The 14,390-nt window shown below is 62.4% G+C and carries 11 protein-coding genes; 8 read left to right on the top strand and 3 right to left on the bottom strand.

The annotated features are described in order from the left end of the window. Positions 1-41: 41 nt before the first annotated feature. The 3 genes from BLM15_RS08170 to BLM15_RS08160 form a co-directional block, all read right to left on the bottom strand. Positions 42-533: a methyltransferase, TIGR04325 family gene (locus BLM15_RS08170; protein WP_236846704.1), complete on the bottom strand. Its 492-nt coding sequence runs from the start codon at positions 531-533 to the stop codon at positions 42-44. Between the two features lie 192 nt (positions 534-725). Then, positions 726-953, bottom strand: coding sequence for a hypothetical protein (locus tag BLM15_RS08165; RefSeq protein WP_126112046.1), 228 nt, complete (start codon positions 951-953; stop codon positions 726-728). A 269-nt stretch (positions 954-1,222) separates the two neighbouring features. Then, the gene (locus BLM15_RS08160; RefSeq protein ID WP_126112044.1) at positions 1,223-2,632 is read right to left on the bottom strand and encodes a mannose-1-phosphate guanylyltransferase/mannose-6-phosphate isomerase; all 1,410 of its coding nucleotides are present in this window, start codon (positions 2,630-2,632) and stop codon (positions 1,223-1,225) included. Between the two features lie 918 nt (positions 2,633-3,550). Between BLM15_RS08160 and BLM15_RS08155 the strand changes: the two genes are divergently transcribed. From BLM15_RS08155 to BLM15_RS08120, 8 genes are all read left to right on the top strand, one after another. After that, entirely contained in the window at positions 3,551-4,618 is a 1,068-nt protein-coding gene (locus BLM15_RS08155) for an AraC family transcriptional regulator (RefSeq protein WP_126112042.1), read from the top strand. 412 nt (positions 4,619-5,030) lie between these two features. Next, entirely contained in the window at positions 5,031-6,758 is a 1,728-nt protein-coding gene (locus BLM15_RS08150) for a calcium-binding protein (protein WP_164547438.1), read from the top strand. A gap of 328 nt (positions 6,759-7,086) precedes the next feature. After that, a complete protein-coding gene (locus BLM15_RS08145; protein WP_126116110.1) occupies positions 7,087-8,856 on the top strand; it encodes a type I secretion system permease/ATPase in 1,770 nt (589 codons plus the stop codon). Next, positions 8,849-10,156 carry an HlyD family type I secretion periplasmic adaptor subunit gene (locus tag BLM15_RS08140; protein WP_126112038.1) on the top strand — a complete coding sequence of 436 codons (1,308 nt, stop codon included), beginning with the start codon at positions 8,849-8,851 and terminating at the stop codon, positions 10,154-10,156. The genes BLM15_RS08145 and BLM15_RS08140 overlap by 8 nt, the downstream gene beginning before the upstream one ends. A 277-nt stretch (positions 10,157-10,433) precedes the next feature. Beyond that, positions 10,434-11,255 carry a glucose-1-phosphate cytidylyltransferase gene (gene rfbF, locus BLM15_RS08135; protein WP_126112036.1) on the top strand — a complete coding sequence of 274 codons (822 nt, stop codon included), beginning with the start codon at positions 10,434-10,436 and terminating at the stop codon, positions 11,253-11,255. A gap of 17 nt (positions 11,256-11,272) precedes the next feature. Continuing rightward, positions 11,273-12,334, top strand: coding sequence for an NAD-dependent epimerase/dehydratase family protein (locus BLM15_RS08130; protein ID WP_335904832.1), 1,062 nt, complete (start codon positions 11,273-11,275; stop codon positions 12,332-12,334). Between the two features lie 11 nt (positions 12,335-12,345). Further along, the gene (locus BLM15_RS08125) at positions 12,346-12,936 is read left to right on the top strand and encodes a dTDP-4-dehydrorhamnose 3,5-epimerase family protein (protein ID WP_126112032.1); all 591 of its coding nucleotides are present in this window, start codon (positions 12,346-12,348) and stop codon (positions 12,934-12,936) included. Next, positions 12,929-14,236 (top strand): class I SAM-dependent methyltransferase, encoded by a 1,308-nt coding sequence (locus BLM15_RS08120; protein ID WP_126112030.1) that lies wholly within the window; start codon positions 12,929-12,931, stop codon positions 14,234-14,236. The genes BLM15_RS08125 and BLM15_RS08120 overlap by 8 nt, the downstream gene beginning before the upstream one ends. Positions 14,237-14,390 lie beyond the last annotated feature (154 nt).

The raw sequence follows: 14,390 nt of genomic DNA, 5'->3' as shown, positions 1-14,390 counted from the left end.
TCCGTCCCGCGATCCGTTCTTGCCGACGAAGGCTGCGACGCTCAAGCCGCTACGTCACGGACTGGATCGTCGCGAAGGAGTGCTGTGCATGGAGCGGCCTGCGCTGGACGATCAGATGCCGCGGGCGCTTTTGCCAGGCGTTCAGCCGTTCGTGCAGGTAGTGTTCGGGCAGGTATTGCAGCGAGCCCTGCCGCGAGCAGGATGTCCATGCCGCAGCTGTCGTCGGCCGTATTGGTGAAGCGTAGGCGCGGTGTGGGCTGCTGCGCTGCGAGCGCCCGCCCGGCCCGGGTGATGTGTGGAAGGTCGAAGACGGCCCAGCGGAAGTCGTCCGGGAAGGCGAGATAACGATCGTACTGGCGGAAGGCGTGTCCGACATAGCCGCCGAGGTCGAGCAGCGTCCGGGCGCCTTCGTCGAGCGCGCCACGCAGCCAGAACAGGACCGGATATTCGGCCGCCGGCATCGGCTCGATGCCGGCGGCCATGGTGGTGTAGTGGTCGATGTCCGCCATCGCGTCATGGTCGAAGCCGGAAATACCGGTCGGCAGCGCGCGCTCGGCGGCATCGAAGCTGGAGTACTTGCCGTTGTAGCCGCAGTGATATCTGCCGGCACGAAAGCGGGCTTCGTAAAGTCTCTGGCGCAGCTCGACGACGCCCGGTCAGCTGGCCGAGGCCGGGCCGGCCGTCCGGCGCAGTGTCTGCTTCAGGCTGGCGATGACGGACATCGCTCAGGCATCGCCGGCGCGTTTCGCCTGGGGGCGGGCGTTTGGCTTGATCGGGTTGGTTTTGCCGGGCCGCGAGGTTTCGACTGTGCCAGAGGCTTCCGGCCGCGCTGCGAGCCCCAGCAGCCTCGCAGCGGGTTGCGCGAAGAGTACGGCCAGGGCGAGCAGCAGGAGCGCCACCGTCGCCCGCAAGCGTGTCGAGGGAAGGGCGCCGTCCGAATGAGGCGCCGGCATGTGAGGCATCGGCGCCGTGCTCAAGGTGGGCCGCGGCGGCGTCCGCCGGGCGGGCGCACCGAAAACAGCTTTGGTCAGCTCCGCACCGCCGTCGTCGACAGCGAGCCAGTGTTTCGTGAAGGCAGAATGCCGGACCGCCGGCAGCGACGGGGAGATGCGGGTTTTGCTGCCATCGTCCCGGCTGCGCTTCTCCGAGCTGGTCAAGGATCCCTCCGTTTTGGCCGATCGGGAGCCTTGCTTCCTCATCGGGCCGGCTCCGCGCATAGCTTTCAGAGCTGTTGCCGAACCTCGTCGATGCGGATGACGGCGTCTTCGCCGAGATAGCTGCCGTTCTGGATCTCGATGAGTTCGAGCGGCTCCGTGCCACCGTTCTCCAGCTGGTGCACTGCTCCAGGCGGGATGAAGATGTGCTCGTTCCTGCCGAAATGGCCGACGGTCTCGTCGACCGTCACGGTGGCAGTGCCGCGCACCACGACCCAGTGCTCCGAGCGGAAACGATGCTTCTGCAGCAGGAGGCGTCCTTTCGGCGCGACGATCATGCGCTTGACCTGGAACCCGTCGCCGGCATCGACGATTTGATAGGAGCCCCAGGAGCAGTGGACGCTGGCATGCGTCTCGGCCTGGCTGCAGCCCTTGCTGCGCAGGAGTTCGACGACCTGCTTGACCTCGGCCGCCCGGTTGCGGTCGGCGACCAGCACCGCGTCGCGGTTCGCGACCACGATCAGATCCTCGACACCGAGGACGGAGGTCATTGGTCCGTCGGTCGAGACCAGGCAGTTATGCGCGTCGACCAGCTCGACATTGCCGCGGCGGACATTGCCGCTGCCGTCATGATCGCTCAGGGCCCAAAGCGCATCCCAGCTCCCGATGTCGGACCAGCCGCACGACATCGCGACAACGGCGGCCCGGTCAGTGCGTTCCATGACGGCGAAGTCGATCGAACGCTTCTGCGCCCTGACGAAGCCGTCCAGCGCCAGTGCGAAGGCGCCGCCTTCGTCGCTCCCACACGCGACGGCTGCTTCGACCGCGTTTACCGTCGCCGGCTCGAAGACGCGGTACTCCTCGATCAGGTTGCGCGCACCGAACAGGAAATTGCCGGAGTTCCATAACCAGCCTCGGCGCAGATAGTCAGCCGCGCGATGCCCGTCAGGTTTTTCGGTGAAGCAATCGACGGATCGTGCCTCTCCTTCGAGCATCATTCCTGGCTCGATCCAGCCATAATCCGTGCAGGCGTGTTGCGCCGGGATCCCGAAGGTGACGAGTCGCCCGGCATGGGCGGCGGGCAGGCCGCCGGCGACGGCGTGGCGGAAGGCGGCACGGTTGGTCACGATATGGTCGGAGGCGACGACGAGGACGGCGCTGTTCGCCTGCTGGCCTTCCGCGATCAGGCAGCCAGCGAGGATGGCGGGACCAGAATCCCGTCGCTCAGGCTCGAGCACGATCTCTGCCTCGGCGTTGATCTCCGCCAGCTGCTTTTCGGCCAGGACGCGGTGACTGTGGTTGGTCAGGACGAGTGGTGGGCCGAACAGCTTGTTGCGCAGGCGCAGGACCGTGTCCTGGAAGGTTGAGCGTTCGCCGAGCAGCATGGCGAACTGCTTGGGAAGGGAGTTGCGCGAGGTCGGCCACAGCCGCGTCCCGGCACCGCCGCACATGATGATCGGGCGAATTCTCGCAGACATGTCGACCCTCTCGGCGTGAACTGGAATCGGGTCGCTGCTGGCTGGCGAGACCCGTGAGTTGGCGCATCGGCGTCTTTACCTCGTTCCCCCGGCAGGACGAGCGGCCAAGGCTGCTGTCGGTCCGAGCGAACGGCAAGCGCCGGTCGGGCAGAGACGGGGGACGAGTTCCCGGAGTGAATTGATGCGTTCAAAGCTAGCTCCGACCGCCCAGCCGAAGCCTGGCGCCGCGATGCGGGCAGGATGTCAGGACCGGCGGCGTTTTCCGCTTCGGCATTCGGGCCAAGACGCGTCGCCACCGGATTAATCCCATAGTCGAGCGGAGAGCTCGTCGCTGGGTCAGGGCGTCTTCTCGCGTTGCGTGGGAAGTAGCCCTTCCTCGTTGCCGGGGGCGCTCACTTCCCAAAGTGTCCGATCCGCCCCGCGAGAAATCCGGTTTGATTGCTAGTGAAGATTGGCCTTCCGGCTAACGCAGAGGCGGCGTAGACGGTCCCGATTGCGCCGCCACCCGCGTGCCATGGCGGGCATAAGGGCCTTCGAGCCGGCAGCTTGTCACCGTGCGAGGCGGGCGTCGCTTCGCGATGGGGCGGCTGGAGCAGTTATTGGCGAGATGGCGGGTGATGAGTTCGTCGGAATGAGGGGGGATTACTAAGCATAAATCAATGATATACTTCAAGTCATAAGTTTATAAAATCGATAAGAAAACAAAAACAAAAACCCGTTAGCTGTATTGCAGAGATTGGTAAGCGCCGCTCTTCACAGCCTCCCATCTTGATGATGATCAAGTCGAAAGATGTGGCGCGGCTACCCTGCTGGGCGCTCTCGACTGCCTAAGCCGGCCAATAAGTCACTTGCTTGCGATGAAGGTCAAGTCGAAGTAATAATTGTTCGAATCAGCTGAAAATCGTGCATGAGGAAAGCATGATTCGAGAACAAAAACCTGAAGTGATCGGATACGAAAACGGTCCGTATCAATACATAGCGGTTCTTACTATTTTGGCAGCCAAAGAACTGGCTGATAACGATATTGATTATGTGCCATTGCTAATGAAATCGGGTTTGCCGTCGTCACTTTCCAGTGATGCGTTGTCGAACATGCCTGTTCGTAGCCAGTCTGAGTTTCTTGATTTGGCAGCCGATGCCTTGAAAGATGATTTACTTGGGTTCCACCTCGCGTTGAGTTTTGATTTTCGTGCACTCGGTTTCATTTATTACGTAGTCGCTTCTGCTGAAACCCTGGCGCAGGCGCTCGCCAATGAAGAGGAATATTCAGCGATCCTGAACGAGCCGGTGCGGCTGCGAAGCGGCAGAACGAGTGGCCTGTCTGTCGAATTGAGCTACGAAGGCTTGGATCCCCATCTGGACCGTCATTTTTCGGAGTTCTGGATCACGGGCACTCTCAAGCAGTGCCGCGACTTTACGAGCCGCGAGCTGATCCCAACCTCCGCGACCATGGTCCATCTGCGAGTGGGCAAGGTACCTGAGATGGACCGCTATTTCGGTCGGGAAGTCGTCTTCGGGGCGGACAGGGACCTTCTCGAATTCGGAAAGGACGTGGGCGACTTGCCGCTCGTCACCCATGATCCGCATCTTCATCAGCTTCTACGGCGGCTGCAGAGCCGCGGATCCACGGTGCGCGCTCCGGAACCCGACTCCCTGCGGTTTCGCGTGGAAAAGGCGATCACCGCACGTCTTCGGTACGGGACGGTCACCATCGACGCCATTGCCAGTGACCTCGGAACGAGCGCGCGCACCCTGACACGGAAGCTTGCGGAGGAGGGGGTGAGCTTCAGCAGCATTCTCGACGGTGTGCGGGCCTCCCTTGCCGTTCGATATATGCGAAACGGCGAGATCGTCATGTCGCAGCTCGCCTGGCTGCTGGGCTATCGCGAGCCGAGCACCTTGGTCCGGGCGTTCAAGCGATGGACGGGCAAGACGCCGACGGAGTTTTGGCGCGAGCTCAAGCAAGGCGGGTTCGACGACGCCTGACTTGGGGGTTTGCTGCGGGTGCACATTGGCGGGAAAAAGCAACGATTTGGCGGGCAAAGCTATGACGTGCCTGCCGCCTTTCACCTATACACGCACCGTCCTACTTCGGCTGCCTCGCGAATCAGTGAGCCGAAAAATCGCTATGAGACGAGTCCACGTTGCTGCGGTGAAGCTGCGCGTGACTTTATGCCGTCTGAATACGACTTGGGAAGTTGAAATGAAAATCTGGGCTAATAAGTAGCGGATCACCTCCGTTTCTGTGAAGTTTGACAGCAGCATCCAGATTAACTGCGCCTCTTCTCAAACTGTCGCTTCTGCGTAATCCAGCCGCCGACTAACCGTATCGGTTAGTCCACGGCGGAGCCGTGTCTGCTTGAACGGCTTCGCATGTCTATCCATGGAGAGAGACTTCATGACTATATACTACGTATCGCCGACCGGGTCTGACAGCCAGGCAGGAACCATCGAACGGCCTTTTGGCTCCCTGCAATATGCTCATGATCTCGCGAAGCCGGGTGATACAATCTATCTCCGCGGGGGTGTATACAAGCTCACCGAGGGCATCCAGCTGACCAATGATGGTACCAGCGGGGCGCCGATCACGATCTCCAACTACCCGGGTGAGACGCCCGTCCTGGATGGGTCTCAGATGACGTCGACCGACTATTACGGTCGCGGGGGAGCTGGCGGCTGGGTGCTCGATGGTTCGAGCATCTCATGGAACCACATCGTCGGGCTTGAGATTCGCGGCGGGCCGATGGGTGGCCTCGTGTTGCGCGACCAGTCGCACAACAACATCGTCGAGCGCCTCGACGTGCACGACAATGGCCGGCTCACCTATTCAGAGGGCAAGGGCATCTCCTTGTTCGGAGCCAGTTCGAACAATCTTTTCCTCAACAACGACTCCCATGACAATCAGGACTTGTCCGGCGACAATGCCGACGGCTTCCAGATCAGCACCACCGGTGCGGGCAATGTCCTGCGCGACAACCGCGCCTGGGGCAACTCCGATGACGGTTTCGACTTCTTCAATATCCAGGACGGCACGCGCAATGCGCCGGTCCGGATCGAGGGCAACTGGGCGTTCGAGAACGGCTACGCGGCGGACGGCAGCGTGTCGGGTGACGGCAACGGCTTCAAGCTAGGCGGTTTCCGGGAGGGTACCGGTAGCTCCTCTGGCGGTCACATCGTCATCGGCAACGTCGCCTGGGGAAATGCGGCGATCGGTTTCGACGAGAATCGTGGAACCGGGATCACGCTGAGAGAGAATACGGCTTACGACAACGGCACCTACAATTACGGCTTCTTCAACGGGACAAGCAGCTTCTACGACAACGACGCCTTCGGATCCGGCAGGATTTCGGCTTCCGGATCGGGATCTGGCAATTCGTGGAACGCCGGGGGAGGCTCCGGGAGTAACGCCTTTGCGTCCCTGGAAGCTGGCTTGGGAATCGCCGATCGTCTTGCCGATGGGTCGCTGCCCTTCACCGACGGGACGGGCACTACGCCGCTCCCCGAAACTCCGGGAACCGATCTGGGCGGCGTCAAGCCGGCGCCCCTGGACCCGGTGATTCCCACGCCTTCGGAACCTGCGGTTCCGGCTCCTTCGGAGCCGGCCCCCACGGTACCTGCGGGCCCCATGGCCAAGCAGTACGGCACGGACCGGGCCGATACGCTTACGGGTACGGCCGGGAGCGATTTCATTCACGGCAACAGTGGCTCCGATCGCCTGGATGGCGGCGCGGGCAACGACGAGATCCGAGGCGGCAGCGGCGCCGACATCCTGACGGGCGGTTTTGGTGCCGACCTCATGCACGGCGGCGACGATCGAGACACGTTCGTGTTCAGGGCTGCAGGGGAGAGCGGCGTCGGCGCAGGCCAGCGCGACGTCGTGCAATGGTTCCAGCAAGGAAAGGACACCATCGACCTCAGCTTGATCGATGCGAACACCGCAATGTCCGGGGATCAGTTGTTCAAGTTCGTTGGTGAGACACGCTCGGTCGAAGCCAATTCGGTTTCATTCTTCAAGTCAGGCAGCTCCACTATTCTTCAGGGTGATATCAATGGAGATAGTGCGGCTGATTTTCAGATCGAGTTCAACAGCAAGCTGATTCTCAATCGATCTGACTTCGCCCTCTGATTGATTGGCGAACTCCCTAGTTAGGCCAGGTCGACCCTTCCGGGCCGGCCTGGCACACCAGATCTGCTCCCGCCGGCCCCCCGATCGCGAGGATTTTGAACTGTCAGACTCCCCATCCCTTGGCAAGCCGACTTTCGCAATGGATTCTTGGCGAGAGCGAGGTGTTGTTGCGTTGAATGCCTGGAAGAGGAAGCTTCTTTCCTGGCGAATTTTCCGTGTTATTTTGAGAGCGTGGTTGAATACCTGGAAGAAAGCGGTTCTTTCTTGGCAGGCTTTGCGCGTTCTTCTGGGAACGCGGTCAGAGGGCGCGCCGGCAGCCTCCGTCGCGATGGCGGCCTTCGGAATTGGTAGTCGACCGGTTCCATCGGCTTCTCCGCTCACGGACGCGCTCTTCCGATGGCGCCGTGCGCTCGTCACGATCGCGGTACTCAGCGGCATATTGAACCTGCTCACGCTGGCCGGTTCGCTTTATATGCTCGAGATCTACGATCGCGTCCTGCCGAGCCGAAGCGTCCCGACCCTGATCGGCGTCACCCTGCTCGTCGTGATGCTGTACTTCTTCTACGGCGTTTTCGAGATATTGCGCGGTCGCCTCCTGCTGAGGATCGGCGGCGCGCTCGACGAGGCGATGACGTCGAGAGTGTTCCGGGCCTCCCTGGCCGTTTCGTTGACCTCACGCTCGTCAGGGGAGAGCATGCAGCCCGTGCGCGACCTTGATCAGGTGCGCACGTTCCTATCCGGCAGTGGCCCGGGGGCGCTGTTCGACCTGCCGTGGATCCCGCTCTATCTCGGCGTGTGCTTCCTGTTCCACTTCTGGATCGGTGTCACCGCTCTCGTCGGCACGATCATTCTCGTTGCGTTGACGGTTCTGACCGAGCGCCTTTCACGTTCGCCGGCCAGAGCGACGAGCGAGGCGGCCGCGCAAAGGCTGCATGTGGGGGAAATCGGCTGCCGGAATGCCGAGACCGTCCAGGCGATGGGGATGGGCGGCGAGATGACAGCCTTGTGGACGGCTGTGAACAATGAGCATCGCCGTCATCAGCAGCGCGCCGCAGAGGTCGCCAGCGGTTTCGGGGCCGGCTCCCGCGTGCTACGCCTGCTGCTGCAATCCGTGGTGCTTGGCGTCGGAGCCTATCTCGTCATCAAGCAGGAAGCGACGGGCGGCATCATCGTGGCCAGTTCGATCCTCACCGCGCGTGCTCTCGCGCCGGTCGACCTGGCGATCGGCAACTGGAGCGGGTTCGTCAAGGCTCGCCAGGCCTGGGCGCGCTTGACTGAACTGCTCGCCGCGCAACCGTCCGTGCCGCCGGCCCTGGCGTTGCCCGCTCCCCGGGAATTGCTCGCGGTGGAGACCGCCTCGGTGACGCCCCCCGGTGTGCAGCGCCTGACGGCCATCGACATCGCCTTCACGCTTCGGGCCGGGCAGGGCCTGGGCGTGATCGGACGCAGCGCTTCGGGAAAGTCGTCGTTGGCCCGCCTGTTGGTCGGCATCTGGCAGCCGCTCCGCGGCGCGGTCCGGCTCGATGGATCGTCGCTCCAGCACTGGCAAGCCGAGGCTTTGGGGCGCCATGTCGGCTATCTGCCGCAAGAGGTCCAGCTCTTCTCGGGGACCGTGGCGGCGAACATCGCGCGCTTTCGCAGTGATGCAACGGCTGCCGAGATCGTTCGCGCTGCGATGGCGGCCGGCGTCCACGACATCATCCAGCGTCTTCCGAACGGCTACCAGACGCAGATCGGCGACAGGGGTGCCGCCCTCTCGGCGGGGCAGCGGCAGCGGATCGCGCTGGCCCGCGCATTGTACGGCGAACCCTTCCTGGTCGTTCTTGACGAGCCCAACTCGAACCTCGACTCCGATGGCGAGGAGGCCTTGACCGCAGCCATTCTCGGTGTGCGCAAGCGAGGCGGGATCGTGATCGTCGTTGCCCATCGACCGAGCGCCTTCGCCGCCCTCGATCAGGCGATGGTGATGGCGGATGGCCGGATGCAGGCCTTCGGGCCCAAGGAACAGGTCCTCTTCACCTCGCTCAAGGCTGTGCCCAAGTCCACCGAACTACCCGCTGGAGCAACGCTGAAGCGAGAGGGCGCATCGCATGAGTGACGTTTCCCAGCGGACGATCGCCTCGATCGACAGACTCCTTCTAGCCGCCGGCGGCGGCGTCGCCTTTTTTCTCATCGCGGTCGGCGGATGGGCCACGATGACCGAGTTCTCGGGTGCGGTCATGGCTTCAGGCTCGCTCGTCGTGGAATCCGAGCTGAAGAAGGTGCAGCATCCGACCGGGGGCGTGGTCAGCGAGCTGCGTGTTCGTAACGGCGACCGGGTTTCGGCGGGGGATATCGTGGTTCGCCTCGACGAGACCGTGACTCAGGCGAGCCTTGCCATCGTGCAGAAGGCGCTGAACGAGGCCATGGCGAGGCAGGCTCGCCTTTATGCCGAACAGAAAGATGTTTCGGAAATCCTGTTCCCGGACGAGTTGCTGCCCTTGGCCGCCACGCCGACGATGAAGACGCTTATGGACGGGGAGCAGAAGCTTCTCGACATGCGCAAGACGTCACGCTCCGGCATGAAGTCGCAGTATGCGGAACGGATCGGGCAGCTCCGAGACCAGATCCAGTCATATGCCGAGCAGATTGCCGCGAAGGATCGCGAGATCGAGCTCATTCGGCAGGAGCTCGAAGGCGTACGGGACCTGCTTGGCAAGAAGCTCGTTTCGCTCAGCCGTGCGAATGCACTGGAACGCGAAGGAGCGCGCCTCAGCGGTGAGCGAGGGGCCCTTGCCTCGTCGGTGGCTCAAACCAAGGGGAAGATCACGGAGACTGAACTGCAGATACTGCAGATCGACCAGGATTTCCGGACCGAAGTCGGCAAGGAGCTCGCCGATCTCCGAGGCAAGATCTCGGAGCTGGTCGAGCGAAAGATCACAGCTGAGGATCAGCTCAAGAGGACCGATATCAGGGCGCCGCGGGACGGGACGGTCCACCAGCTCGCCATCCACACGGTCGGGGGTATCGCCGCGCCCGGGGAAACGCTGATGATGATCGTGCCGACATCCGAGCGGCTAACGGTCCAGGCCAAGGTGGCGCCCCAGGAGATCGAGCAGATCCACCAGGGGCAACGCGCTGCGCTGCGCTTTTCTGCCCTCAACCACAGCACTACGCCCGAGATCGGCGGCGTGGTCTCGCTGGTGTCAGCCGACCTGACGGTCGACCAACGCTCGGGCCAAGGCTTCTACACGGTTCGGATCGCCGTTGCGGACGACGAACTGGCACGGCTGCAGGGGGCGAAGTTGACGCCGGGGATGCCCGTGGAAGCCTTTCTGCAGACGCAGCAGCGGACGGTCCTGACCTATTTCACCAAGCCTCTCGCGGACCAGATCGCCCGCGCTTTCCGGGAACGGTGAGCGCCGGCATCGTCTGCCCGGGTTTTGACGGACGCCGGGCTGGGCCGAACCGGCGCAGGTCTGTCAGGCCTGGGGAAGGCCGAGTCCGCGAAGTCGGGCATCCGATGGCAGGGGCGCCGCGCCCTCGCCATTAAGCGCCTGACGATTGGCACTGAAATTTCGTCGGCTCGCGCCGCGGCCGTTCTTGATGGACCTCAACTCGGCGTTGGTACGGCGCTGCACACTCCCCGCCATGCCTGGCTTCGTGGCTAGGTTCCCTGGCGGTCGGAGCAGCGTCATGAAGGTCGTCATCCTGGCGGGAGGCTATGGTACGCGCCTGAGCGAAGAGACCACAGTCGTCCCGAAGCCGCTTGTCGAGATCGGTGGGTATCCGATCCTCTGGCATATCATGAAGATCTACTCGCACTATGGGTTGAATGATTTCGTCATCTGCTGTGGGTACAAAGGTTCGGTTATCAAAGATTATTTTAGAAATTTCTTTCATCGAAATTGTGATTTTACGATCGATCTCACAGATAACACCTTGGTCACGCATCATCCCTCACGCGAGCCGTGGCGGGTGACAGTTGTCGACACGGGCGAGAAGACGATGACCGGCGGCCGCTTGAAGCGGATCCGGGAACATCTTGGCGGGCAAACGTTCTGCCTGACCTACGGCGATGGCGTCGCCGACGTGAATATCCGTGATCTGATCGCATTCCACCACCAACAGGGTGCGCTGGCGACCGTCACGGCCGTTCAGCTCCCGGGCCGCTGGGGTGCATTGAATCTCTCCTCCGACCGGCCGCGAGTCATAGGCTTTCGGGAGAAGGAGAGCGGCGACGGTCACACGATCAGCGGCGGGTTCTTCGTCGTCGAGCCAGAGGTCCTCGACCTGGTCGACGGAGATGAGACGGTTTGGGAGCAGGAACCCATGCGTCGGCTCGTCGCCGACGATCAACTTGCGGTCTACCGACACGAGGGGTTCTGGCAGAGCATGGATACTTTGCGAGACAAGGTTTTGCTCCAGGAGATCTGGGATTCGGGGCAGCCGCCCTGGCGCGTCTGGCAACGCCCCCAAACCGAGACCGAAACGCCCCGAATCCTGGTCGCGGGCTGACCTCAAACATAGGGCTCATGCCAATGAGAGTTCTTCTCACAGGAGCCGATGGCTACATCGGAGCGGTTCTCGGCGCCAGGCTGCTCGATCGAGGCCACGAGGCGGTCGGGATCGACACCGGCTTTTATCGGCGCGGTTGGCTGTTCGAGGACGGCTTGACCCGGCCATCCGTTCTCACGATGGACTTGCGCGACATTGGCCTGGCACATCTTGCGAATGTCGACGCGGTCGTCCATCTCTCGGAGCTATCGAACGATCCGCTCGGCGAGAACGATCCTTCGATCACATTCGCAATCAATCACGAAGGTTCGGTTCGCCTCGCTCGCCTGTGCAAGGCCGCCGGGGTCACTCGCTTCATCTATGCCTCGTCGTGCAGCATCTATGGCGCGGGCGGGAGCGAAGCCAAGACGGAGCTGTCGAGCCTTCATCCGCAGACGGCCTATGCCCGCTGCAAGATCCTCGTGGAGGAGGAGGTCCGCAAGCTCTCGAGCAGCGACTTCGTGCCGGTTTTCCTCCGCAACGCCACGGCGTTCGGCGCCAGCCCGCGCCAGCGCTTCGACCTCGTGCTGAACAACCTCGCGGCCTGGGCGCATGCCGCCGGTGAAATCCGGATGACGAGCGACGGTACGCCCTGGCGGCCGCTCGTGCATATTGAGGATATCTGCTCGGCGGTTCTTTGCGCGCTGGAAGCACCGCGAGAAGCCGTGGGCGGGGAAGCCTTCAACGTCGGCGACAACGACCAAAACTATACGGTGCGGGACATTGCCGAGATCGTCGGCGCGGTCTTCCCGAGCTGCCGCATCACTTACGGGCCGGCGAGCGGGGATAATCGCAGCTACCGTGTTTGTTTCGACAAGATCAGGGAACGCATGCCGCGATTCCGTTGTGCCTGGAGTGCGGAGCGCGGGGCGCTTCAGCTGCGCTCCGTGTTCGAGCGGATTCAGTTGGATCTGGCGACGCTCAACGCGCCTCCCTTCACGCGACTCGAGGAGCTCAAGCATCTCCGACGGACGGGGCAGATCAATGAAGCTCTGCGTTGGACGGCGCGGGCTGTTCGGCCCGAGTCGGTCGCAGCCTGACGGAGTGTAGCATGATCTTCTCGGCGACGGATCTGGAGGGCGTGATTGCGATCGATCTCGAGAGGCATCACGACTGTCGCGGCTACTTCGCGCGGACGATGTGCCGAGATGAGCTCGCGTCTCAGGGCTTGGTTGTCGACTACGCGCAGGACAGCATGTCCTTCAACCAGAGACGTGGAACCCTGCGGGGCATGCATTACCAGAATGCTCCTTACGCCGAGACGAAGCTCATCCGCTGCGTGCAGGGCGCGGTCTACGACGTACTCCTCGACATGCGGCCCGGTTCGAAGACGTATCTGCGCTGGCAAGCCTTCGAGCTCACCGCCGGCAACGGCAAGGCTCTCTACGTTCCGGAAGGCGTCGCCCAGGGCTTCCAGACGCTGGCAGACACGACGGCCGTTTACTATCGAATCTCGGTTCCCTATGCCGCGCACGCCGCCGCCGGGGTCCGATACGACGATCCACTTGTCGCGATCGCCTGGCCCGAGCCGGTGACCGTAATCTCCGAAAGAGACGCATCCTGGCCGGATCTGGAGAGATACGGGGAGCGGCGTCAGCTGCGAGCCGTGCCGGCCTTAACGGGGAACGAGAACAATGCTTGAAGCGCCGGGCGTGGAAGAGGTAGCCCTTCCGAGGGCCGATGTCGGCACGGCAATTTCGACGCTCCGGCTCAAGAAGGGCTGCCGTTTCTGTGCGACAGCTCTCGAGCATGTTTTCGTCGACCTCGGCATGTCGCCGCTCGCCAATTCCTATCGGCGGTTCGGCGATCTCGGCAAGCGCGAATACTTCTTCCCGTTACGAGCCTATGTCTGTGCCGAGTGCTTTCTCGTCCAGCTCGAGGATTCCGAGAGTCCCGAAGCCATCTTCAGCGATTACGCGTATTTTTCGTCGTTCTCGAATTCATGGCTCGATCATGCCCGACGGTATGTCGACGACATCTCCGAGCGGTTTGGCATAGGAGGGCAGAGTCAGGTCGTCGAGATCGCCAGCAACGACGGCTATCTGCTTCAATATTTCGTCGAGCGGAACGTGCCGGTCCTCGGGATCGAACCGGCCGGGAATGTCGCGGAGGCCGCCCGTCGGCGTGGAATCCCGACCCGCGTCCGTTTCTTCGGCCAGGAGACGGCACGCGAGCTGGTGCGGGAAGGGATCCGGGCCGATCTGTTGATCGGGAACAACGTTCTCGCGCATGTTCCGGACCTCAACGATTTCGTGCGCGGCCTGAAGATCCTGCTCGCCGACGATGGCGTGATCACGCTCGAATTCCCGCACCTGATGAGGCTCATGGCGGAGAACCAGATCGACACGATCTACCATGAGCACTTTTCATATTTTTCGTTCCTGGCAGTCGAGAAGATCTTTGCCGCGCGAGGTCTTTGTCTGTTCGACGTCGAGGAACTGCCGACCCACGGCGGCTCCTTGCGCATCTATGCCCGCCATGCCCGGGACGGCGCCCGCCCGGTCAGCCCACGCGTGGCCGACCTTCGTCGACGCGAGACGGAGTTTGGGCTCGCCAGTCTCGACCGCTATCTCGCATTCGCAGGCCAGGTGCACGAAACCAAGTACAGACTCCTCGAGCTCCTGATTGCAGCGAAGCGATCCGGCAAGCGGGTCGTCGGTTATGGAGCGCCGGCCAAGGGCAATACGCTCCTGAACTATTGCGGGGTCCGCTCCGATTTCATCGATTACACTGTCGATCGCAGTCCTCATAAGCAGGGTCTTTTTCTCCCGGGAACGCATATCCGGATCGACGATCCGAGCCGCATTCGGGAGACGCAGCCGGCCTACGTCCTCATTCTTCCCTGGAACCTGAAGGACGAGATCATGGAGCAGATGGCCTATATCCGCGATTGGGGTGGGAAGTTCATCGTGCCGATCCCGTTCGCACGGGTGATCGATTAGGAGAATGACACCAGCGGGCAGACATCATGATTGAGAAACTGGCGGGCGGTGAGCCGGGCTATCTCGAACGGCCCCTCTTCGGCGCGCTGAAGGGGGCGCAAACGGATCAGCCTGCCGCCCGCTACGGAAACGGGATCGCGCCGGTGTCACAAGC

It is taken from the genome of Bosea sp. Tri-49 (genome assembly GCF_003952665.1).
Lineage (GTDB): Bacteria > Pseudomonadota > Alphaproteobacteria > Rhizobiales > Beijerinckiaceae > Allobosea.
The sequence above is the reverse complement of the archived record's forward strand: the minus strand, read 5'-3'. Positions and strand labels throughout refer to the sequence as shown.

Bases quoted from the DNA above. Each gene is read 5' to 3' on its own strand.
- BLM15_RS08165 (WP_126112046.1), bottom strand. From the start codon at position 953: ATGCCGGCGCCTCATTCGGACGGCGCCCTTCCCTCGACACGCTTGCGG.
- BLM15_RS08160 (WP_126112044.1), bottom strand. From the start codon at position 2,632: ATGTCTGCGAGAATTCGCCCGATCATCATGTGCGGCGGTGCCGGGACG.
- BLM15_RS08155 (WP_126112042.1), top strand. From the start codon at position 3,551: ATGATTCGAGAACAAAAACCTGAAGTGATCGGATACGAAAACGGTCCG.
- BLM15_RS08150 (WP_164547438.1), top strand. From the start codon at position 5,031: ATGACTATATACTACGTATCGCCGACCGGGTCTGACAGCCAGGCAGGA.
- BLM15_RS08145 (WP_126116110.1), top strand. From the start codon at position 7,087: ATGGCGGCCTTCGGAATTGGTAGTCGACCGGTTCCATCGGCTTCTCCG.
- BLM15_RS08140 (WP_126112038.1), top strand. From the start codon at position 8,849: ATGAGTGACGTTTCCCAGCGGACGATCGCCTCGATCGACAGACTCCTT.
- rfbF (WP_126112036.1), top strand. From the start codon at position 10,434: ATGAAGGTCGTCATCCTGGCGGGAGGCTATGGTACGCGCCTGAGCGAA.
- BLM15_RS08130 (WP_335904832.1), top strand. From the start codon at position 11,273: ATGCCAATGAGAGTTCTTCTCACAGGAGCCGATGGCTACATCGGAGCG.
- BLM15_RS08125 (WP_126112032.1), top strand. From the start codon at position 12,346: ATGATCTTCTCGGCGACGGATCTGGAGGGCGTGATTGCGATCGATCTC.
- BLM15_RS08120 (WP_126112030.1), top strand. From the start codon at position 12,929: ATGCTTGAAGCGCCGGGCGTGGAAGAGGTAGCCCTTCCGAGGGCCGAT.